This window comes from Tritonibacter mobilis (genome assembly GCF_001681715.1).
GTDB lineage: Bacteria > Pseudomonadota > Alphaproteobacteria > Rhodobacterales > Rhodobacteraceae > Epibacterium > Epibacterium mobile.
Genome location: NZ_LNWY01000003.1, coordinates 204048 through 225158, shown reverse-complemented (window position 1 = coordinate 225158; position 21111 = coordinate 204048). Strand labels below are relative to the sequence as shown.

At 60.3% G+C, this 21111-nt stretch carries 17 protein-coding genes; 4 read left to right on the top strand and 13 right to left on the bottom strand.

The window, feature by feature from the left end; genetic code table 11:
• The first annotated feature begins 88 nt into the window (after positions 1–88).
• Both UB90_RS02575 and UB90_RS02570 read left to right on the top strand, forming a co-directional pair.
• Positions 89–2596, top strand: a complete 2508-nt coding sequence (locus UB90_RS02575; RefSeq protein ID WP_065324765.1) for a GcvT family protein — start codon at positions 89–91, stop codon at positions 2594–2596.
• 163 nt (positions 2597–2759) lie between these two features.
• Positions 2760–3725: a nucleotidyl cyclase domain-containing protein gene (locus tag UB90_RS02570; protein WP_065324764.1), complete on the top strand. Its 966-nt coding sequence runs from the start codon at positions 2760–2762 to the stop codon at positions 3723–3725.
• A gap of 1 nt (position 3726) precedes the next feature.
• Here UB90_RS02570 and UB90_RS02565 read toward each other — a convergent pair whose 3' ends face one another.
• The 4 genes from UB90_RS02565 to UB90_RS02550 form a co-directional block, all read right to left on the bottom strand.
• Positions 3727–4194, bottom strand: a complete 468-nt coding sequence (locus UB90_RS02565) for an EF-hand domain-containing protein (protein WP_065324763.1) — start codon at positions 4192–4194, stop codon at positions 3727–3729.
• A 96-nt stretch (positions 4195–4290) separates the two neighbouring features.
• Positions 4291–4944 carry a DUF938 domain-containing protein gene (locus UB90_RS02560; RefSeq protein ID WP_065324762.1) on the bottom strand — a complete coding sequence of 218 codons (654 nt, stop codon included), beginning with the start codon at positions 4942–4944 and terminating at the stop codon, positions 4291–4293.
• On the bottom strand, positions 4944–6029 hold the full coding sequence (locus UB90_RS02555; RefSeq protein WP_065324761.1) for an NAD(P)/FAD-dependent oxidoreductase: 1086 nt from the start codon (positions 6027–6029) through the stop codon (positions 4944–4946). The genes UB90_RS02560 and UB90_RS02555 overlap by 1 nt, the downstream gene beginning before the upstream one ends.
• Entirely contained in the window at positions 6026–6973 is a 948-nt protein-coding gene (locus tag UB90_RS02550) for an aldo/keto reductase (RefSeq protein WP_065324760.1), read from the bottom strand. Before UB90_RS02550 ends, UB90_RS02555 begins: the two co-directional genes overlap by 4 nt.
• A gap of 151 nt (positions 6974–7124) precedes the next feature.
• On the opposite strand from UB90_RS02550, the gene UB90_RS02545 reads away from it, so the two are divergent.
• Positions 7125–7736 (top strand): CDP-alcohol phosphatidyltransferase family protein, encoded by a 612-nt coding sequence (locus tag UB90_RS02545; RefSeq protein WP_065331875.1) that lies wholly within the window; start codon positions 7125–7127, stop codon positions 7734–7736.
• Between the two features lie 288 nt (positions 7737–8024).
• On the opposite strand, the gene UB90_RS02540 is transcribed toward UB90_RS02545, so the two are convergent.
• The 7 genes from UB90_RS02540 to xdhA all read right to left on the bottom strand — a co-directional run bounded on the left by UB90_RS02540 (position 8025) and on the right by xdhA (position 17578).
• Entirely contained in the window at positions 8025–9101 is a 1077-nt protein-coding gene (locus tag UB90_RS02540) for a BMP family ABC transporter substrate-binding protein (RefSeq protein WP_039982631.1), read from the bottom strand.
• A 118-nt stretch (positions 9102–9219) separates the two neighbouring features.
• Positions 9220–10140: an ABC transporter permease gene (locus UB90_RS02535; protein ID WP_009176866.1), complete on the bottom strand. Its 921-nt coding sequence runs from the start codon at positions 10138–10140 to the stop codon at positions 9220–9222.
• A complete protein-coding gene (locus tag UB90_RS02530) occupies positions 10140–11222 on the bottom strand; it encodes an ABC transporter permease (protein ID WP_005633093.1) in 1083 nt (360 codons plus the stop codon). The genes UB90_RS02535 and UB90_RS02530 overlap by 1 nt, the downstream gene beginning before the upstream one ends.
• A gap of 117 nt (positions 11223–11339) precedes the next feature.
• Complete coding sequence (locus UB90_RS02525) at positions 11340–12860, bottom strand: ABC transporter ATP-binding protein (RefSeq protein WP_065324759.1); 1521 nt, start codon at positions 12858–12860, stop codon at positions 11340–11342.
• Positions 12857–13792 carry a xanthine dehydrogenase accessory protein XdhC gene (gene xdhC, locus UB90_RS02520; RefSeq protein ID WP_065331873.1) on the bottom strand — a complete coding sequence of 312 codons (936 nt, stop codon included), beginning with the start codon at positions 13790–13792 and terminating at the stop codon, positions 12857–12859. The genes UB90_RS02525 and xdhC overlap by 4 nt, the downstream gene beginning before the upstream one ends.
• Positions 13782–16151 carry a xanthine dehydrogenase molybdopterin binding subunit gene (gene xdhB, locus UB90_RS02515; RefSeq protein WP_065324757.1) on the bottom strand — a complete coding sequence of 790 codons (2370 nt, stop codon included), beginning with the start codon at positions 16149–16151 and terminating at the stop codon, positions 13782–13784. Before xdhB ends, xdhC begins: the two co-directional genes overlap by 11 nt.
• Positions 16148–17578 carry a xanthine dehydrogenase small subunit gene (gene xdhA, locus UB90_RS02510; RefSeq protein WP_065324756.1) on the bottom strand — a complete coding sequence of 477 codons (1431 nt, stop codon included), beginning with the start codon at positions 17576–17578 and terminating at the stop codon, positions 16148–16150. The genes xdhB and xdhA overlap by 4 nt, the downstream gene beginning before the upstream one ends.
• Before the next feature lie 541 nt (positions 17579–18119).
• Here xdhA and UB90_RS02505 point away from each other — a divergent pair.
• Positions 18120–19730, top strand: a complete 1611-nt coding sequence (locus UB90_RS02505) for a SulP family inorganic anion transporter (protein ID WP_065324858.1) — start codon at positions 18120–18122, stop codon at positions 19728–19730.
• 93 nt (positions 19731–19823) lie between these two features.
• Here the strand turns inward: UB90_RS02505 and UB90_RS02500 are convergent, their stop codons facing one another.
• Both UB90_RS02500 and UB90_RS02495 read right to left on the bottom strand, forming a co-directional pair.
• Positions 19824–20465 carry a CatB-related O-acetyltransferase gene (locus tag UB90_RS02500; protein WP_065324755.1) on the bottom strand — a complete coding sequence of 214 codons (642 nt, stop codon included), beginning with the start codon at positions 20463–20465 and terminating at the stop codon, positions 19824–19826.
• Between the two features lies 1 nt (position 20466).
• On the bottom strand, positions 20467–21072 hold the full coding sequence (locus UB90_RS02495; protein WP_065324754.1) for a flavin reductase family protein: 606 nt from the start codon (positions 21070–21072) through the stop codon (positions 20467–20469).
• Between the last annotated feature and the right edge of the window lie 39 nt (positions 21073–21111).

Below are 21111 nucleotides of genomic sequence, written 5' to 3'. Positions count from 1 at the left end.
TTTTTGCGTCGGACTGATTTCGCGTCTCTGCCACAGTCTGCGTCATAACCGATTCAATTGTGAATCAGAGAACTCGGAGAGCGGGCTCATGAAAACCCAAGTCAAAGCACTGGTCGTAGGCGGCGGCGCCGTCGGCACTTCGATTGCGTATCATCTGGCCAAGGCTGGTTGGGACGACGTCATGCTCATCGAGCGCGACGAACTTACATCGGGCTCCACGTGGCACGCCGCTGGTCTGCTGCCGCTGTTCAACATGTCCTATGCGACCACCCACATCCACAAATACTCGGTGGATTTCTACAAAACCCTTGAGGAAGAGACCGGCCTTAATGCGGGTTTCGCGGTCGTGGGCAACTTGCGTATGGCGCAGACGCAGGAACGCATGGATGAGTATATGCTCTATGCTTCCACCGCAGAGACCTGCGATGTGGCCTATGAGTGGCTGACCCCGGAGCAGATCAAGGAGCGCTGGCCGCTGATTGAGACTGGCGACCTCAAAGGCGCGATCTACCACACCGAAGATGGCTATATTAACCCCGCAGATGTGACTCAGGCGATGGCCAAAGGTGCCCGTCAGCGCGGCGTCGAAATTCACCGCAAACTGCAGGCCGATGCCTTTCACTGGACTGGCACCCATTGGGAAGTCACCTGCACCAAGATGGTCGAGAAGGGCGGCAACCTCGTTGAGAGCGACGAGCAGATCGTCATCACCGCCGAACATGTGGTGACCGCGTCCGGCAACCACGCGCAGCGCACCGCCAAGATGCTGGGCATCAAGATGCCCGCGATCCCGGTGGAGCACACTTTCATCGTCATGGACAAGGACCCCGAACTGGTCAAATGGCGCGAGGCAGGTAACCCGGAGCACCCCGTCATCCGAGACGCCGACAATGAATCCTATGCCCGCGAAGAGCGCGGCGGCTGGATCCTCGGCATCTATGAACACGGCGCACCGGCACGGTTCGAGCACGGCGTGCCGGACAGCTTCCGGGCGGACCTCTTCCCGCTCGATCTGGACCGGATTGCGGATCAGTATATGGCGATGGCGGAGCGTGTGCCCTCTTGCGCCGAATCCGGCCTCAAGGACGATTTCAACGGCCCGATCTGCTACACCCCCGACGGCAACCCGCTGGTGGGCCCGGCACCGGGTCTGCGCAATATGTGGCTGGCGGAGGGCTTCTCCTTCGGGATCACCGCTGCGGGCGGTACCGGCTACTATCTGGCGCAGATGATGGTGGATGGCGAGGCCGAGATCGACATGGCGTCGCTCGACCCGAAACGGTATTCGTCCAACTGGATGACCACCGAGTTCGCAGCCCGCAAGAATGAAGAATGCTACGAGCACGTCTACATCCTGCACCACCCGGACGAAGAACGCCCCGCCGCACGCCCGCTGCGCACCGCGCCTGCGTTCGACCGTCAAAAAGCCCGTGGCGCTCAGTTCGGCTGGGTCAACGGCTGGGAACGACCGAACTACTTCGGCCCCGTGGATGCACCGGATAATTTTGACCACGACGCCCGGTCCTTCCGTCGCGGCGGCTGGTGGCAACATGCGGTGGACGAGGCCAAAGCGATCCGTGAGGGCGTCGGCCTTGTGGATGCAACCGCCTTCACTAAACATGTGGTCAAAGGCCCCGGTGCCACCCAATTCCTCGACTGGTTCACCTGTAACAAACTGCCGAAGGTTGGCCGGATCAACCTGACCTACGCGCTGACCCAGAACGGCACCACCCGAACCGAATACACCATCGTGCGCAATGGCGAGAACAACTACTATCTCGTCTCCGCCGGGGCATGGTCCGAGTATGACGCCGATTTCTTGCGCAAGGCGGCCGAGGACAAGATGGAGGAGTTCGGCTACATCGAGATTCAGGATGTAACCACGCAGTGGGGTGTCTTTGCCATCGCAGGTCCGAAATCCCGGGATGTGCTCAAAGAGGTCATCAACGACGCCGACCCGACCACCGCGCTCTCTAACAAGCGCTTCCCGTGGCTGTCGGCCAAGCAGATCGAACTGGGCATGTGCCCGGTGAATGCGATCCGCGTGGCCTACACTGGCGAGTTGGGCTGGGAGCTGCATCACCCGATTGAAATGCAGAACTATCTCTTCGATCTGCTGGAGAAGGCGGGCGAGAAGCACGGGATGAAGCTGGTGGGCGCACGGGCGCAGAACTGGTTGCGTCAGGAGAAATCCTACCGTGCCTTTGGCAACGAGCTGGGCCGGGATGCCACCCCGCTTGAGGCCGACCTGCCGCGCTTTGTGGACCTGTCCAAAGACTTCCACGGCAAGGCCAAGCTGGAAGAAACCGGCGTGCGGGTGAAATGCTGCACGCTGCTGATCGACGGGCCAAGTGATGCCGATCCGTGGGGCCGCGAGGCGCTCTATGCGGAGGATGGCACCCGCGTCGGTCGTCTGACCTCCGGCGGCTACTCCGTCGCTTTTGAGAAGTCCATTGGCATGGGCTACGTCAAACCCGAGCACGCGGTCGAAGGCACCAAGCTGAAGGTCAAAATGCAAGACAAGCTCTGGGATGCGGTTGTCACCTGCGACAGCCCCTATGACCCCAAGAACGAGGTCATCCGCAAGGACGGCTAATTCTGCAGCCTTTGCCTGCACTGGCGGGCTGTGGTGACGTAAATCTCCCTCAGGCGCTCCGGTACAACCGGGGCGCTTTTCGCTTGGTTACCCAGACGAATTGCGAAATAATGATGTGAGTGTTGCGGCGTCTTTGAACAGGGCGCCGGAGGTTAAAGAGACAGTGATCGCGAGTAAGTTCCTAGCCGTTTTTGCGGACATCCCAGCGCGCCGCCTTGATACAGCCACCCGTGGGTTCTGCGTGTTGTTGCTCTTGGGGCTGGCCTTCAAAAGCGTGTTGCTGGCGCATTGGGCATTGAGCGCCATTCTGGTGGTTTTGGCCGGAATCATCCTGATCAATATGGTGGCGCTGCATCTGGAGCGCGAGGCTTTCGTACCTCTGTCAATTCTTGTGGCCGTACTGACCGCAACCGTGATCCTGACCACGTTCTACGTGGGTCTCTCCGGTGCAACTTGGATGTTCCCGACCCTGGTGGGGCTGCGATTTGCTGCGCCACCGTCGCAGTATCAACCGGCGCGGCTTGTGCTGATCGTGATGGTGCCCTTGGTGGTGCTTTATCATGGCGATGCTGGCAACGCGGGCCGGCTGCTGGCGGCAGGTATCATCACCTCTGCCTATCTTTGGCTTGCGGAGGGCGAGATCGTTTCGTTGCGCGCAAGGCTCGACGGGGACGAAGGCCGCGATCCTCTTACGCGGGCCTACTCGCGCGCGCGAATGGAACTGGACAGAAGCCTGATCGCCGACAATTTGCCCGTGGGGATTGTGGTGGTGCGGCTCAATGGGCTTATGGGTTTGCGCACGCAAGGAGAGGGCGCGCGCGCGGATGAAATCATGGTCACTGTCGCCGCCTCAATTCTGCCGCTTCTCAGCGCCCGCGAGCGTCTCTATCGGCTGAGCAACAATGAATTCATGATCGGCCTCGCAGGCTGGCGCGCGTTTGAGTGCTTCGAGTTGGGCCAGAAGGTCTGCAAGATCCTCCAGCCGCAATTGCCGGAAGGTATTACGGCGCAAAGCGGTGTCTCTGAGGTTAAGACACCAGAGGATTTTGAGGCGGCACTTGATCTTGCGTCATCCATGGTCTCAAGCGGCTCAGACTACCGGCGCAACGCACTTTCGTCGGCGTTTTGATCTAACGCTGCATGTCGGCATGCGAGACGATGCCGTCTCCGTCACGATCCAGACTATGGGCAAAACGGTCGGAGTGACGGTGAAATTCACGCCGAGAAATAAACCCATCCGCATCGGTATCAGCAAACGTAAACGCATCAATGCGACCGGGACTTGCATTGTGCGCCTGATAGCCTTGCCCCATCTGACGAAAGCGGGCTCTGGCATTCTGCAGAGAACGGTCGAATTCTTCGGGATTGATCTTCCCGTCCCCATCGCGGTCAATCTGGGTAAACTGCTGATTTCGCACCAATGCCACCTCGCTGACCGTGACCGTCCCGTCGCCATCAAAATCGAGGCTTTCCAAGAAATCAGGATCCGCCCAGACAGATGTCGCCCCGAGGCTGACTGTGAGACAGAGAGACGCAAACAAGGGTCTGAGGCCGACAGCCTGCAGATCGGTGACGAAAGGGCGGAGGGTCTGAGCCATGGGGAACCTTGCAACTGCTGCTTGGTTTTGAATTAAGCGCGCAGTTGCCGTTTTTTGAGAGGCCCGTGTTACAAAACTGTCAAATTTTTGCACATCTCATGTGCGTGACAAAATCAAGCACAGGTTGTTGGCAGGCATCTCCACGGGGCTCGCAACACTCAATCCGGCCAGAGCGGCCCATTCCGTGACGGTTTCAACATCCTTGTACCCAATGTCGGGATCGTGTGCGGTGAGAGCGGCGTGAAAGTTCTGATCACCCTCGCTCACCAACAAGCCATTCCGCGCGAAGGGCCCATAAATCAGAAAACGACCACCGGGAGCCAGAGCGGTGGCACTCTCCGAGAGGAGTGTGCGCGCCTCATGCGCGCTGATCAGATGCAATAGATTGGCCAGCACTATTAAATCAAAAGGCCCGATCAGCGCGCCCCATCCTTGTGTTGTGGCATCAAGAGCTGCGGCGTGTGCGACATTCTGCACGCCCGCCTCGGTCACGTGTGCATCAACGCTTGCGCGGCGGCTTGGGTCAATATCGCTCGGTTGCCATTGCAGTCCGGGCATGGCTCTCGCATAGCCGACCACATGCTGTCCGGTGCCACTGGCAATTTCCAATGCCTGACCTTTGGGGGGCGCGTGACGCTCCACGACCTCCAGAAGCGGTGCCAGATTGCGCGCCGCAGAAGGGGCGAAGAGCTTGCCGCCCTCACTCTCCTCGGCCACAGAGGCCTGTCCGGGAACTGATCGAAAGGGCATTATCGAAACCTCCCGGGGCATAGGGTGCGGACTATATCGGCGCTGATCTCGGGTGTATCGCATGCCACCAGCGCGCGTAGCAGCCGGGCAGAGGCGGGGGCGCTTTGGAACCCATAGCCGCCTTGACCTGCATACCACCAGAACCCCGCCTGAGCCGGGTCTTCGCCAAAGACAGGAACGCCGTCCGGTGCAAAGCTGCGCAAACCTGCCCAACTGGTTTCCAGTCGCGTGACGGGTGTGGTGACCATTTCCTCATAACGCGCAAGCCCTTCGGCCAACACCATGTCATCGGCCCATGCGTCTTGTGGAGGGACGGGGTCCGCGTCGGCGGGGGAAACCAGCAGCTTGCCCGCCTGTGGCTTGGCGTACCATGCCTCATGCACGCCCATCAGCATCGGCCAGCCGTTCACATCATGGCCTTCGGGTGCGGGCAGCTGTGCCATGGAGCGGCGCTTGGGCTGAAGACCCACCGGGGCCACGCCTGCCATCTCGGCAATGATATCGGCCCAGGCACCTGCCGCGTTCACGAGCTGGCGCGCGTCAAAGCTGTCATTGCGGGTTTCGACCCGCCACCCTGCCTCAAGTCGCGTGATCGCTATGACCTCCTGCCGCATGAGCGTCCTGCCCCCGCGTTGGCGCAGAAGTTTTGCCCAGTCCCCCATCAGCCGATCCGTGTCGATATCGGTTGCGGTTTCATGGGTTGCCGCAAAAGCAAGCGTCTCGGGGTTCAGGATCGGCACCCGTGCGCGTGCCTCTGCAACAGGGATTTCCTCCAGATCCAGTGTGGCCAGATCCGTTTCAAACCCCGCCCTCTGGTCGGCACGACCCACCAGCATCAATCCGCGCGGGCTGAGGTAACTCTCGCGCTCCGCGCCGGGGGCCGCGAGATAGGCCCGGCTTGCCCGAGACAGCGCCTTAATCGCGGGCGGGCCGTAATCTTCTTCAAACATCGCCGCAGACCGCCCCGAGGCGTGATAGCCCAGCGCATCTTCACGCTCTAATAAGAGTACCGAGCCGAGCTCTGCCAGATGCGCAGCTGCTGCGATCCCGGCCACCCCACCGCCGATGACGAGAAAATCGGTCATGCCTCCTCCAGCCGATCGGTCGCGGGAGCAGGGCGGGGGCTCAGGGCCTCAATGCGGGCGTATAGCTCCGGGGACATTTCAAACTTTGTGGCTGCAAGCGAAGGGGCCAGCTGACTGGCAGAGCGCGCCGACAGGATCGGAGCGGGGCGGGCGGGGTGATGCGCAGCCCATGCGACCGCCAGCGTCGCCGGGTCGGTGCCTTGCTCCTGCGCCAGTTGCAAAAGATCCTGCGCGGTGCGGTGCATCCAATCCTGACCGTATCGGGCGCGATATTTCTCATCTTCGCTCAACCGCCCATTGCCGCCCTTGGCGTATTTTCCGGTGAGAAGGCCGCCGCCAAGGGGAGAATATGGCACAGGCAGAATATTCTGATCAGCGCACATGGGCAGGATTTCCACCTCAGCCTGACGTTTGACCAGTGAATACATCGGCTGCAACACGTCGATCTGAAGGCCAAGACGTGCGGCCAGCGCAACCGCCTTCATCACTTGCCATGCGGCAAGGTTGGAAAGCCCGACATGACGGATCAGCCCTTCTTGCTGCAGCTGTGCAAAACAGGTGAGCGTGTCCTCTAGTGGTGTCTCTGAATCGAAGCGGTGCAAATAGAGAAGGTCCACCTGATCAAGTTTCAGACGTGCGCGGCTTTGATCAAACTGCGCGCGCATATTTGCGGCGCTGGCCCCACCCGTGAAGCCCACTTTGGTGGCCACATAAAGGCTCTCGCGTTCAGTGGCGATCAACTTGCCAAGGATTTCCTCACTTGCCCCGTCCGTATAGAGCCACGCGGTATCGAAATGACGCAGGCCCGCCTCCCGGCAGGCGGCATACATCTCGGAGGAGGCCTGCACGTCGGCGCGGCCGCCAAACTGCATACAACCAAAGGCAAAGCGGCCAATCTCATGACCATCCAGGGTGGTGAGCGGGGGGCGGGATACATGTGTCATGGCGCGAAGACTGACACGCGCCCGGAGGGCGTGCAACGCAGAGTTTAGCCCGATGCGATTTTGTGATCCGAAGCAGCAGTGTCTCAATCTTCACAATCCGGCAGCGGCAACGTGAGTGGATGTTTCAACCTTTAGCCGCTAGATCATGGGGATGTTTGACGCCAAAATCCGCCCTCTCATTGATCCGATCCTGAACGCGCAAGGGGCGCGGTTGGCCGCCTTTGGGGTGACGGCCAATCAGATCACTGTAGCGGGTCTGGCGCTTGGCCTGATGTCGGCTGCCATGATTGCATTGGGTCTGACCTATTGGGCGTTGGTGCCGCTTTTGGCGTCGCGGTTGGCGGATGGTCTGGACGGTGCGGTGGCCCGATGTCATGCGCCGAGCGACTTTGGCGGCTATCTTGATATCGTATGTGATTTTGTCTTCTACGGTGCGGTGCCGCTGGGGTTTGTGGCGCTGGCGCCAGAGATCAATGGCTTGGCCGGCGCGTTTCTCTTGTGCAGCTTTTACGCCAATGGTGCGAGCTTTCTCGGCTATGCCGTGCTCGCGGAAAAGCATGACATGCAAACTGCGGCGCGAGGAGTGAAGACCCTTTATTTCACGGGCGGTATTCTGGAGGGGGCAGAGACCATTGGCTTTTTTGTGCTGCTGTGCCTCTGGCCTCAAGCTTTTATACCGCTGGCGTATGCTTTTGGGGCGCTGTGTTTTGCCACTGCTTTATCGCGGGTGTTGTTGGCGGCACGTGTGTTTTTCAACAGATAGCGACGCGCCCAGTCGCGCGGGGGGCTCCCGCCGCTTCAGGCGCCCTGACCCTTTCGGGTCAGACCTACCCTCAGAGTTGGGCCGGGCCTTTTGTCCGGGGATCCCGGACAAAAGGCCGCCGCGCGTGCCCCATATGGGGCACGCGCGGCCACCCCCAACGGGAGCGAATGCGCAGGATTTTCCTGCGGGTTTGGCGACGGGCGGGAGCGCAACCTTCATGGCCAACAGACACGAAAAGACCCGCCACACAGGACGGGTCTTTCCAAATACACCAAGTATCTTGGGGCATTACTCGGGGATCGAACCTTCGATGCCTTCGACATAGAAATTCATGCCGGCAAGGGTCCCGTCGTCCGCGGTCTCACCTTCAGCAAGGAAGTCGGAACCGTCCTGCTTTTTCAGCGGGCCAGTGAAAGGGTGGTATTCACCAGATGCCATTGCGTCCTTCAGGGCCAGTGCTTCGGCTTTCACCTCGGCGGGAACCGCATCCGAAATCTCACCGATGCCGACCATGCCCGGGCCAATACCGTCCCATGTGTCAACAGAGCTCCAAGTGCCGTCCATCACTGCTTTGGTGCGGGCAATGTAGTAAGGTGCCCAGTTGTCGATGATGGAGGACACGCGCGGCTTGGGGGCATATTCTGCCATGTCGGAGGCCTGACCAAAGGTGATCACATTGCCCGCAGCCTGCGCTGCAGCTTGCGGCGCGGTTGAATCGGTGTGCTGCAGGATCACGTCTGCGCCCTGTTCGATCAGAACTTTGGCGGCGTCAGCTTCTTTGGCCGGATCAAACCATGTGAAGGCCCAGACGATCTTGAATTGGACGTCGGGGTTCACCTTCTTGGCGTGGATATAGGCCGAGTTGATGCCGCGGATCACTTCGGGGATCGGATAGGAGCCGATGTAGCCGACAATATTGCTCTCGGTCATACGGCCTGCGATGGTGCCCTGAACAGCGCGGCCTTCGTAGAACCGTGCCGAATAGGTCGAGACGTTCTCGGCGCGCTTATAGCCAGTGGCGTGCTCAAACTTCACGTTCGGGAATTTCTTGGCGACGTTGATGGTCGGGTCCATGTAGCCAAAGGAAGTGGTGAAGATCAGATCTGCACCCTGCAGCGCCATCTGGGTGATCACGCGCTCGGCATCGGGACCTTCGGCGACGTTTTCCACATAGACGGTTTCAACTTTGTCGCCGAATTCCTTTTCCACGGCCAGACGTGCCTGATCGTGCTCATAGGTCCAGCCGCCATCACCGACAGGGCCAACATAGACAAAGCCGACCTTGGTTGTGTCCTGAGCCAGCGCGCCGCCGGCGGCCAGACCCAGTGCAACAGCAGCACCGGCAAGAAGTTTGGTGAGTTTCATATGATGGGTTCCCCCTGATTGGTTCCATGTTTGAATGTCCGCCCCGGTTTCATCCGAGACTGGACTGGTCTTGAACGGTTCGGGCAAAACATCCCGCAACTGTCATACGCTCCCGGCGTTAGCGAGACGCGTGAAAACTCCGGCCAAGCGACGCAGGCGCGCTGCTCTTGTCGGCGGACAAAATAACGAGCACCAGAATGGTGATCAGATACGGCGACATTGCCAGATATTCCACTGGGATAGCAACGCCCGCTGCCTGCAGATTAAGCTGCACCACGGTGACGCCGCCAAAAAGATAGGCACCCAAAAGCGCCCGCCAGGGCTTCCAACTGGCAAAGACCACCAGTGCAAGGGCGATCCAGCCGATGCCTGCGGTCATCCCTTCGGTCCATTGCGGCACGCGGATCAGGCTGATGTAAGCCCCACCCAGCCCTGCACAGGCACCACCGAACAGGATCGCCAGCGTGCGGATCTTGACCACTTTGTATCCCAGCGCATGCGCCGCATCGTGGTTTTCGCCCACCGCGCGCAAGATCAGACCGACGCGGGAATACTTGAGCACCGCCCAGACCGCAGCCGTCAGCGCGATCCCGAAGTAGAGCACAACATCATGGCCAAAGAGAACGCGCCCAAAGACCGGCAGATCAGACAGAACCGGAATGTCGATACGCCCCATCTGCGGCGGTTTCACACCCACGTATTTCTGTCCCATCAGGGCCGAGAGACCCAAGCCAAAAAGCGTCAGCGCCAGACCCGAGGCCACCTGGTTGGCCAGTGCCACTTGGGTCATGATCACAAACAGCAGCGACAGCAGTGCCCCCGCGATGGCTGCGGCAACAAATCCCAACAGGGGCGAGCCTGTCTCTACGGCGGCGGCAAATCCTGCGATCGCACCGACGATCATCATCCCCTCGACCCCGAGGTTTAGAACGCCGGATTTCTCGACCACCAGTTCACCGATTGCAGCCAGCAACAAAGGCGTTGCAGCCACCATCAGAGACGCGATCAGAAGGACTGGGTTGATAGCAGACAGATCCATCACGCCACCTCCGGTTTGCCAATTGCAATGCGATAGTTGGTGAGCAGATCAAGCGCCAGCAAGAAGAACAGGAGCATGCCCTGAAACACCTGAATGGCTGCGGACGGCAGGCCCAGATTGCCCTGCGCAATATCGCCGCCAATGTAGGTCAACGCCATCAATGCGCCTGCCAGCAGAATGCCCACCGGATGCAGGCGACCCAGAAAGGCCACGATAATCGCGGTAAACCCATAGCCCACGTTGAAGTCAATCGACACCTGTCCTGAGGGACCAGAGACCTCAAACATCCCTGCAAGCCCCGCCAATGCGCCAGATGCCCCGAGACAGAACAGGATCAGCCGGGCGGGTTTCACCCCTGCGAATTTTGCCGCCCGCGGCGCCTCGCCGGTCAGGCGGATATGATAGCCAAGCATATGGCGGTTGAGCAGCACGTAAGAGAAAATCACCGCAATCAGCGCCGCCACCACGCCCCAATGCATGCCGGTCCCGGCGATCAACTCGGCGTTATGTGCGCTGTCATATTGTTGCAGGTTGCGCGAACCCGGAAAGCCGAACCCTTCCGGGTTCTTCATCAACCCTAGCGACATGGACGCCAGCAGCTGTTCGGCCACATAGACCAGCATCAGGGACACAAGGATCTCATTGGTGCCAAACCGTGTCTTCAGCACCGCAGGGATCATCGCCCAGGCCCAACCGCCAAAAGCGCCCGCCAGAACCATCAGTGGAAAGATGATCCAGGACTCCATCGGGTAGAACGCCAGACCCACACCCGCACCCGTGAGCGCGCCGATGATATATTGCCCCTCCGCGCCGATGTTCCAGATCCCGGCACGAAATCCCAGACTGAGGCCAATGGCAATCAGCACCAAGGGAGCACCTTTCACCAAAAGCTGCGGGCGGTAATAGAACGCAAACTCGCCAAACAGCGGCTCCCAGAAAATGGTGCGGATCGCCTCCACCGGGTTCTTGCCAAGGGTGGCAAACAGCAGCCCCCCCATCACCATGGTCGCCAGCACCGCCACCAGTGGCGTCGCCATCGACCACGCCCGCGACGGCTGCGGTCGTTTCTCTAGCCGGATCATCCCTATTGTCCCTCTTGGCCGGATCTTTGTGGTCCGGTTCTCTTCATCTTCTTGCAAATATCCCCGCCGGAGGCTCCCGCCCCAAGCGTTACATCCCCGACATTTGTGGTGAGGATCCTACACATGCGCCACTTCCATGCCATGTGCACCGCCCATCATCAGGCCGATCTCATCCACCGTCAGCTCCGCCGTGGGGCGCGGGGCAGACAGACGACCCTCATTAAGGGCGGCAAAATTGTCAGAGATTTCCATCAGCTCATCGAGATCCTGACTGATGCAGATCACCGCCGCGCCATTTGCCGCCAGATCGAGCAAGGCCTGCCGGATCGCCGCCGCTGCCGCCGCATCCACACCCCATGTGGGCTGGTTCACCACCAGCACTTCAGGGCGCTGCAATACCTCGCGGCCGATGACGAATTTCTGCAAATTCCCACCAGAGAGCGAGCGCGCTGCATTCTCCGGCCCCGGTGTGCGCACATCAAACGCCTTAATGATCTTTTCGGCAAAGGTCTTGGTTGCGCCCCATTTGAGAAAGCCGTTGTTTTCCAGCCCCTCGCGCACCGACCCGGTCAGGAGCGCATTTTCGGTCAAGCTCATATCAGGCGCCGCTGCATGGCCCAGACGTTCCTCGGGGGCGGTCAGCACACCAAGTGCGCGGCGTGCCGTCGGCCCCATGTGACCAATCGGCTTGCCATCAAATTTCACCGCATCGCGCGCGCAAGTGACCTCGCCCGACATCACCGCCAAAAGTTCATCCTGCCCGTTGCCCGCGACACCACCAATACCAAGGATCTCGCCCCGCCGAACGGCCAGATGCACGTTCTTCAATGTGGTGCCAAAGGCCGAAGGCGCAGGCACCGACAGGCCCGAGATATCCAAGGCCACATCGCCAAATTCCCGTGCACCGCGTTCGGGCGTCTTGAGGGCGGTGCCCACCATCAGCTCCGCCATGTCGCGGGCCGAGGTGTCGCGCGGCACACATTCGCCCACGTTCTTGCCCAAACGCAGGATGGTCGCGTGATCGCAGAGCGCGCGGATCTCTTCGAGCTTGTGAGAGATATAGAGGATCGACGTGCCTTCGCTTTTCAGTTTCTTCAGGGTCTCGAACAGGATCTCCACCTCTTGTGGCGTCAGAACCGATGTGGGCTCGTCCATGATCAGGAGCTTGGGATCTTGCAGCAGGCACCGGATGATCTCCACCCGCTGACGTTCGCCCGCCGACAGATCGCCGACGGTGCGGAACGGATCAAGCGGCAGGCCGTAAGCCTCGGAAACCTCGCGGATACGGGCGGCCAGATCACGCAGGGCGGGCGGGTTCTCCATCCCCAGCGCGATGTTTTCCGCCACATTGAGCGCGTCAAACAGCGAGAAATGCTGAAATACCATCGCGATCCCATCGGCGCGCGCCTGACGGGGCTCGGCAGGCTTATAACTCGCTCCGCGCAGGGTCATCCGGCCACTGTCAGGCTTCACAAGCCCATAGATCATCTTGACGAGTGTCGATTTGCCCGCGCCGTTTTCACCCAAGAGCGCATGTACCTCGCCCTCGCCGATGGTAAAGGAGACATGGTCATTGGCCACCACGCCGGGGTAGGCCTTGGTGAGGCCCTCGATGGTCAGAAGGGGAGGCGTGCTCACGCGCTATGCTCCTTTTTCAAGTCCAAACGCTGCGAGAGCGCCATGAGTTCTGCCGCCACGCCGATGGCGATGGCCTGCGGGTGTTTGCCCAATTCGGGCCGCCCGATCGGGCAGGTGAGGCGCGCGATCTGCTCTGGGCTATGCCCGAGCGCTGAAAGACGCGCGCGAAACCGCGCCCATTTGGTCTTGGATCCGATCAGCCCTGCAAATTCAAAGCCATGCCCCAGCAGGCGATGGCATAGCGCCAGATCAAGCTGATGGGAATAGGTCAGGATCAGATGATGCGCATCAGAGGGCGCGTGCGGTACCAATCGGTCCGGTTCCTGCGCGGGCAAGGCAGTCACGCACTCAGGGATGCGTTCCGGAAACTTTGAGTGCAGCGCATCGACCCAAGTGATTTCAAACTCCGGTAAAGGCGACAGCACCTGCACCAGCGCGCGCCCTACATGGCCAGCCCCCCAGATCCAAAGGGGCTGTGTTGGCCGCGCAACCGGCTCCACCATCCAACCTGCGATCATTTGTGGCTGGGAGCGCTGTCCTTGTGCACGGGCAGCATTCAAAAGGCGCGTTACGACAAGGGGTTGCGGTTCGGGCTTTGTTGGGCGTGCGATCACATCCCCCTGAAGGCGGGCCAGATCCTCTGACGTGTAAATCTCGCTTAGTAGGGTGACTGAGCCACCACAGCACTGCCCCAGATCCGGCCCGAGCGCATGGGTGGAGAGCTTGCGAGGGACATTCAAACCCTGTGCCGCCTCTGCCGCTTCAAGCTCCAGCGCGCCGCCGCCAATGGTGCCAGACTGCCCACCGCTCCAGACCAGCATCGCGGCTCCAACCTCGCGCGGGGCTGATCCTTTGACCTCGGCCACCACAACACGGATGACACGGCCATGGGCCGCGACGGCGGCCCTGAGGGCGTCGATATCAAACCCCATCGCGTTGTGTCCCAAGTGCACGCCAGATCTCCTCCGCCGTGGCTGGCGCGTTCAGATGTGGATAGGCATCGCCACAGGCCGCAACTGCATCCGATAGCGCAAGCCAAGCAGAAATCCCCAGCATAAAGGGCGGCTCCCCCACCGCCTTGGAGCGATAAATAGTGTCTTCGCGGTTCTGCCCATCATACAGTGCCACATTAAACACATCGGGTCGGTCAGAGCAGGCCGGGATCTTGTAGGTCGACGGCGCATGGGTCCTGAGCCGCCCATTGTCGTCCCAGACCAGTTCTTCGGTGGTGAGCCAGCCTGCGCCCTGCACATAGGCCCCTTCCACCTGACCAATATCCAGCGCCGGGTTCAGCGACGCCCCCGCATCATGCAGAATATCCGTGCGCAGGATGCGGTTTTCACCGGTCAGCCGGTCCACGACGACCTCCGTGACCGCCGCCCCATAGGCAAAATAGAAAAACGGCCGCCCCGCGCCCTTGATCCGGTCCCACTCCAGCGAGGGGGTCTTGTAATACCCGGTGGCCGACAGGCTGATGCGGCCCGTGTAACAGAGCATCGCTGCCGCCTCGAAACTGATCTCCTCAGAGCCGATCCTGACCTTGTCTCCCTCAAACGCGACCGCAGAGATCGGTTGCTGATGCACCTGCGCCAAATGCGCCGCCATGCGGTCGCGAATGGTGTCGCAGGCGGCCTTCACCGCCATGCCGTTCAGATCCGACCCTGAAGAGGCCGCCGTGGCCGACGTATTGGGCACCTTGGCGGTATCGGTCGCGGTGATCTTTACGCGCGCCTGATCGACCCCAAAGCGCGCGGCCGCCACCTGCGCCACCTTCTGAAACAACCCCTGTCCCATCTCGGTGCCACCATGGTTGAGATGGATGGAGCCGTCCTGATAGACATGCACCAAGGCCCCCGCCTGATTGAGATGCGTGAGGGTGAAGGAGATCCCGAACTTCACCGGTGAAAACGCCATCCCGCGCTTCAGCCGCTCATTTTTTGCATTCCAGGCCGCGATCTCTGCCCGTCGCGCCGCGTAACCCGAACTCTCCAGCAACTGTGCCGTCATCTCGTGCAGCTCAAAATCGGTGACCGGCATGCCATAGGGCGTGGTGTTGTCTTTCAGCTTTTCAGAAATATCTCGGGGGGAGGCCGCAGGTCGAGGGGCAGAGCCCCCTTTGCTCGAGGCCGCGGCAGTGCCTCCCGCATCAGGCGCATCGTAGTAATTGCGCACCCGTAGTTCGACCGGGTTAATCCCCAGAACATGCGCCGCATGATCCATCACCCGTTCGACCCCGACCATCCCTTGCGGGCCGCCAAAGCCGCGGTAGGCGGTGGCGCTTTGCAGGTTGGTTTTCAAACGGTGGCTCTCGATGCGGATCGCGGGGATCGCATAGGCGTTGTCGGCATGTAGCATGGCGCGGTCCGCCACCGGCAACGACAGATCCTGCGCCCAGCCGCAGTTAACCAGATGCGTGAACTCGATGCCCTGAATACGCCCCTGTGCATCAAAGCCCGCGCGATAGGAAATCCGAAACGCATGGCGCTTGCCGGTGATGGTCATGTCATCGTCGCGGTCATAGCGCATCTTGCAGGCTTTGCCGGTGAGGCGCGCGGCCACGGCGCAGGCGACGGCCAGCGCGTTGCCCTGACTTTCCTTGCCGCCAAAACCACCCCCCATCCGCCGGGTCTCGACGCGCACCGCGTGCATCGGCAGGCCAATGGCCTCGGCCACCTTATGCTGGATTTCGGTGGGGTGTTGGGTGGAGGAGTTGACGATCATGCCGCCATCCTCCTGTGGCAGCGCCAGCGCGGCCTGACCTTCGAGGTAGAAATGCTCCTGCCCGCCGATCTCGAAGCTGTCCTCGATCACATGTGCCGCCGAAGAGATGGCGGCAGAGGCGTCGCCTTTTTGATAAATGCGCGGGCCTTCCTCGAAGCGGCTGTCGGCAGCGAGAGCGGCCTCCAGTGTCAGCAGTGCCTCTTCTTCGGCGTATTCTACCTTGCCCTTGCGTGCAGCAATGCGGGCGGCGCGATGGGAGGTCGCGACCACCAGAAACACCGGCTGACCCAGATAATGCACCTCTCCCTTGGCCAACAGCGGCTCGTCATGGGCCGAGGGTGAGACGTCATTGTCGAACGGCAGACCGTCCGCCGCCAGCACCGCGACAACACCTTGGGATGCGCGCACCTCCGCGAGGTTCATCGCGGTGATTGTGCCCTTTGCAATCGGAGCAAGGCCAAAGGCCAGATGCAGCGTGCCCTTGGGTGTCGGAATGTCATCGACATAGCGGGCCTGACCCGTCACATGTAGCGCTGCCGCATCATGGGGCAGGGGTTTTGCAACACTCATAGGTCCACCTCCAACACATGTTCAGAGGCGCCGTTCAGGTCTGTGAAATAGCGCCTGAGCATATTGCGGGCGCAGTCCAGCCGATAGGCAGCGGAGGCACGCATGTCACTCATGGGGGTGAAATCCTGATCAAAGGCGGCTTTGGCGGCCTCAATCGTTGTGTCTGTCCACGGCTGGCCGATCAGGGCGGCCTCCACATGCGTGGCGCGCTTCGGGATGCCTGCCATGCCACCAAAGGCGATGGCGGCTGCGGTCACGCTGCCATTGACCACGGTGACATTAAACGCGCCCAGCACCGCAGATATATCCTGATCGAAGCGTTTGGAGAGTTTATAGACCCGAAGGCTGTCGGGTTGGCGGGCAAAGCTCACAGCCTCGACAAATTCACCCGGGGCGCGGTCCTGTTTGCCGTAATCGATAAAGAAGTCCAGCAACGGGATGGCACGGCGGGTGTCTGCGTGGCGCAGGTGCAATGTGGCGCGCAATGCGATGAGGGCAGGCGGGTTGTCCCCGATGGGAGAACCATTGGCGATATTGCCGCCGATGGTCGCAGCGGCGCGGACCTGCTGGCTGGCATAGCGGCGGATCATCTCGGCGTAGGAGGCATGGAGCGGCTCAAGGGCGGCGCGGACACGGTTCATATCCGCCATTGCCCCGATGCGGACCTCTGTTTCGGTGATGGTGATGTCCTTCAGATCCGTGCAGCCATCAAGGAAGATCACATTATTCAGATCGCGCAGTTGCTTGGTGACCCAAAGCCCCACATCGGTGGCTCCGGCGATCAGCGTGGCATCGGGGCGGGCTGCATAGGTTGCGGCCAGCTCATCCGAGGATCTGGGACGCAAGGTAGAAGGGGGCGCTGCCACAGGGATGTCGGAGGGGGGCTCTGCCCCCCGGTCTGCGACCTCCCCCCGAGATATTTCTGAGAAGATGAAGGATGAATCCTGCCGGATATGCTCCGGCACAGGGGAGTTCTGGGCGGCTTCGGCGGCGCGGATGATCGGGGCATAGCCGGTGCAGCGGCAGAGGTTGCCAGCGAGTTGGTCGTCATGATCGGTGGCACCATTGGTATGGGCGGTGACCATCGACATGATGAAGCCTGGGGTGCAAAAACCGCATTGGCTGCCGTGGAGATCGACCATTGCCTGTTGCACCGGATGCAGGGTGCCATCCGGATGGGCGACCCCTTCGACCGTGCGTATGGATTTGCCGTGGAGTTGCGGCAGGAACAGGATGCAGGCGTTTAGTGCTCTGGCACCGCTCTGGTCGGTGACCATCACAGTGCAAGCGCCGCAATCGCCCTCGTTGCAGCCTTCCTTGGTGCCGGTGAGACCACGGTCCTCGCGCAGCCAGTCCAGAAGCGTTGTTGTTGGCTGGGGTTCTGGAAGCGAGACCTCTTCACCGTTGAGATGAAAGGTAATCGTCATCTTGAAAAGCCCGTCGCGGTACCCTGTTGTCCCATGCTGCGCGACTTTCGATGCGACGTAGAAAGTGCGCGGGCGTTATTTGATGTCACGCTCAGCTTGTGAGGCCTTGCCAATCAAAGCAAGAACAATGGCTGCAGGCATCGGTTGAGAATTCTTCACGTTTAAGATCGAGGCATTGCACAGATTGCGCAGTTACTGCCTGATTTGTAACAATTTTACTCTGCGCGCGCTACGGTGGAATTCGTCTTCGGGCTAAAGAGTTTCAAAAAAATCCATAAATTGAGTGATGCGTTTCTGGGCGTGTGACGCTGTAATGAGCGCCGCAAGTCTGTGGCGCGCAACGCAAAGGGATCATGCGTCAGCCTTTCGAGGCACCGCATATATTGAGGCAACAAAGCTGACCTATCTGTGGCATGCTGCCCTCGCATTGGGCAGCTGCGACGCTATGGGCCCTTGTTTTCTTGCCTTGCCTTGTGTCGCGGGGGCAATGGCGCTAACAGGCGCTCAAAACAAGCTTCCCGAATTCACAGGTTTTGGTGTCATGACACGCGGCGTATTGGGCCTTCTGGCCAAGAATATCTCTCCTCCCAATCTTTCCATCATGCAGGATGAGGGCTTTACCGTGGCCCGTGTGCGCACCGAGTTGTTGTCGGGGCTGACGGTCGCACTGGCGCTGGTGCCGGAGGCTGTAGCCTTTGCCTTTGTCGCGGGCGTGCACCCGCTGGTGGGGCTTTATGCAGCCTTTCTGGTGGGGCTGATTACGGCGCTGATCGGGGGGCGTCCGGGTATGATTTCCGGCGCGACTGGCGCGTTGGCGGTGGTGATGGTTGCATTGGTTGCAGACCACGGCGTCGAATATCTCTTTGCGACTGTGGTTCTCATGGGCATCCTGCAGGTGATTGCGGGGGTGATGCATTGGGGCAAGTTCATCCGGCTGGTGCCGCATCCGGTGATGCTGGGGTTCGTGAATGGCCTGGCCATCGTGATTTTCCTTGCGCAGCTTACGCAGTTTAAACAGCCGGGTAGCAACGGCGAACAATGGCTCGCAGGGGCACAGCTTTTGATGATGCTGGGGCTGGTGGTGCTGACGATGGTGATCATCTGGGGTATGCCCAAGCTCACCAAGGTGATCCCGGCACCGCTCGCGGGGATTGGGATTACGGCGATTATCGTGATTGCATTTGGTCTGGATGTGCCGCGGGTTGGGGATATGGCCTCGATTGAGGGGGGCTTGCCGATGTTCCATATCCCGATGGTGCCGCTCGATTGGGCGACCCTGCAGATCATCCTGCCCTATGCGGTGATCCTGGCAGCGATTGGCCTGATTGAGAGCCTATTGACGTTGAACCTTGTGGGGGAGATCACCGGTAAACGTGGCGGTGCAAGCCAGGAATGTATCGCGCAAGGGACCTCTAACATTGTCACCGGCTTTTTTGGTGGCATGGGTGGTTGCGCCATGATTGGTCAGTCGATGATCAATGTGAACTCTGGCGGGCGGACCCGGATTGCAGCGATTGCGGCCGCCCTGTTTCTGTTGCTGTTCATCGTTGCGGCCTCCCCGCTGATTGAACAGATTCCGCTGGCCGCCCTTGTGGGGGTGATGTTCATGGTGGTGATCGGCACCTTCGCGTGGAACAGTTTTAAAATCATGACCAAAGTGCCGCTCACGGATGCCTTTGTCATTGTGCTGGTGACTGTGGTGACAGTCATGACCGACCTTGCGATTGCCGTGGTGGTTGGGGTCATTGTTTCGGCCTTGGCCTATGCGTGGAACAACGCCCGCCGCATTCATGCGATCACCCGCGACAGTGTCAGCGAGAAAGGGGCCAAGGTCTATGAGATCCAAGGCCCGCTGTTCTTTGGTTCTACGGACGGGTTTATCGAGCTGTTTGATATCGAGAACGACCCGGATGTGGTGATCGTTGATTTTGCCACCTCGCGCGTTGTGGATCAGTCGGCGTTGCAGGCGATCGAGGCTTTGGCCGGGAAATATGCGGCGGCGGGCAAAGCGTTGCAATTGCGCCATCTGAGCCGCGATTGTCACCAGTTGCTCTCGAAGGCGGGTCATCTGATGGTCGATAGCGATGATGACCCTGAATATGGTCTGGCGGTGGATTACTCGGTGAAAACCGGCATTCTGGGCGGTCACTGAGATCTGACAGGCAAGTTAGCAAAGCGGTCGCGGTCCCAAATGGGACCGCGGCTTTTTTGTTTTAAAAAGGAGGTCGCGCGCCAAAGCGGCAGATCAGTCGGGCGCGAGCGCTTCGAGCATGTCGAGATCGCCAGATGTGATGGCGGGTTCTGCGCGCAGGATCAGCTCTGCTGGCCAGTCCCACCATTTGAGCGCCAACAGACGGGCAATCTGCGGTTTAGGGAACCTGTGGCGGGCAATGGTGGCCGGATTGCCGGTCATGATCGCGTAGGGTGGAACGGTGCCACGCACCACGGCCCCTGCACCGATAATGGCCCCATCACCGATACGGGCACCGGGCAGGATCAACGCGCCGTAGCCGATCCAGACATCATTGCCGATCACTGTGTCGCGGGTGTCGGGTTGAAATCCGGCCATTTGAGCAGGGTCAAACACCGGAAACGGATAGCAGCTGAGGCCATCTTGTGCATGGTTGGCTGAGGCGGTGATGAATTTCACCCCATGGGCAATCTGGCAGAACCGGCCGATTTTCAGCTGTTCGCGCGCGCCTGCAAATAGATAGGGCGCCAGATGGCTGCCCCAATCCCGTGGCGGATCAAAATCCGATGCATAGGTGTAGTCGCCGACGATGAAGTTCGGGTTCTCCACTGCGCGTGCCAGCTGCACCGTGCCTGCATGAGGTGAGCCATCGGGCAGGATGATCGGATGGCGCATCTTTGGATCTGGGAGCGGCATCTCAGTCGTCCGGACGCGTCAGCGCGAACAGATCGCTGACCTTGGCATAATCGCGATACCCAAGGCGCGAGAGCGGCTGGTACTTGGTCACGTCAAAGATCCCGTCCACAAGGCAATCATCGCGCAAGTGCACGCCAACCACCTCGCCAAAGGCCACTTTGTTGGCCTCGCCGGGCAGGTCGATGATCTGGGTGAGCTTGCACTCCAGTGCAGCGGGCACGCCTGCGACACGGGCGCAGTTGATCGTCTCGCATGCAACCGCCTCAAGCCCCGCATGGGCAAACTCGTCGACGCCCTTATCAAATGCTGCAGAGGATTTGTTCATCTGATCGCGCATGGCGTATTCAACGATATTGACGCAAAAGACGCCGGTCTCGCGAATATTGGCCATGGAATCCTTGGTGCCGTCCTGATCCGCCTTGGTCGAGGTGGAGGCAAACATCACCTGCGGCGGCACATAAGCAACGGCATTAAAAAAGGAATAGGGCGCGAGATTGTTGACGCCTGCGCCGGAGCGCGTGGAGATCCAGCCGATCGGGCGGGGGGTCACGACGGCGTTAAACGGGTTATGGGGCAGGCCGTGGCCATCCTCGGGGCGGTAGAACATTCTATGTCTCCAAGTGTTTGCCCCAGACTTACGCCCGTG

Bases quoted from the DNA above. Each gene is read 5' to 3' on its own strand.
- xdhC (WP_065331873.1), bottom strand. From the start codon at position 13,792: ATGGGGTTTGATATCGACGCCCTCAGGGCCGCCGTCGCGGCCCATGGC.
- UB90_RS02545 (WP_065331875.1), top strand. From the start codon at position 7,125: ATGTTTGACGCCAAAATCCGCCCTCTCATTGATCCGATCCTGAACGCG.
- UB90_RS02565 (WP_065324763.1), bottom strand. From the start codon at position 4,194: ATGGCTCAGACCCTCCGCCCTTTCGTCACCGATCTGCAGGCTGTCGGC.
- xdhA (WP_065324756.1), bottom strand. From the start codon at position 17,578: ATGACGATTACCTTTCATCTCAACGGTGAAGAGGTCTCGCTTCCAGAA.
- UB90_RS02500 (WP_065324755.1), bottom strand. From the start codon at position 20,465: ATGCCGCTCCCAGATCCAAAGATGCGCCATCCGATCATCCTGCCCGAT.
- UB90_RS02530 (WP_005633093.1), bottom strand. From the start codon at position 11,222: ATGATCCGGCTAGAGAAACGACCGCAGCCGTCGCGGGCGTGGTCGATG.
- xdhB (WP_065324757.1), bottom strand. From the start codon at position 16,151: ATGAGTGTTGCAAAACCCCTGCCCCATGATGCGGCAGCGCTACATGTG.
- UB90_RS02540 (WP_039982631.1), bottom strand. From the start codon at position 9,101: ATGAAACTCACCAAACTTCTTGCCGGTGCTGCTGTTGCACTGGGTCTG.
- UB90_RS02535 (WP_009176866.1), bottom strand. From the start codon at position 10,140: ATGGATCTGTCTGCTATCAACCCAGTCCTTCTGATCGCGTCTCTGATG.
- UB90_RS02495 (WP_065324754.1), bottom strand. From the start codon at position 21,072: ATGTTCTACCGCCCCGAGGATGGCCACGGCCTGCCCCATAACCCGTTT.
- UB90_RS02505 (WP_065324858.1), top strand. From the start codon at position 18,120: ATGACACGCGGCGTATTGGGCCTTCTGGCCAAGAATATCTCTCCTCCC.
- UB90_RS02560 (WP_065324762.1), bottom strand. From the start codon at position 4,944: ATGCCCTTTCGATCAGTTCCCGGACAGGCCTCTGTGGCCGAGGAGAGT.
- UB90_RS02555 (WP_065324761.1), bottom strand. From the start codon at position 6,029: ATGACCGATTTTCTCGTCATCGGCGGTGGGGTGGCCGGGATCGCAGCA.
- UB90_RS02550 (WP_065324760.1), bottom strand. From the start codon at position 6,973: ATGACACATGTATCCCGCCCCCCGCTCACCACCCTGGATGGTCATGAG.
- UB90_RS02575 (WP_065324765.1), top strand. From the start codon at position 89: ATGAAAACCCAAGTCAAAGCACTGGTCGTAGGCGGCGGCGCCGTCGGC.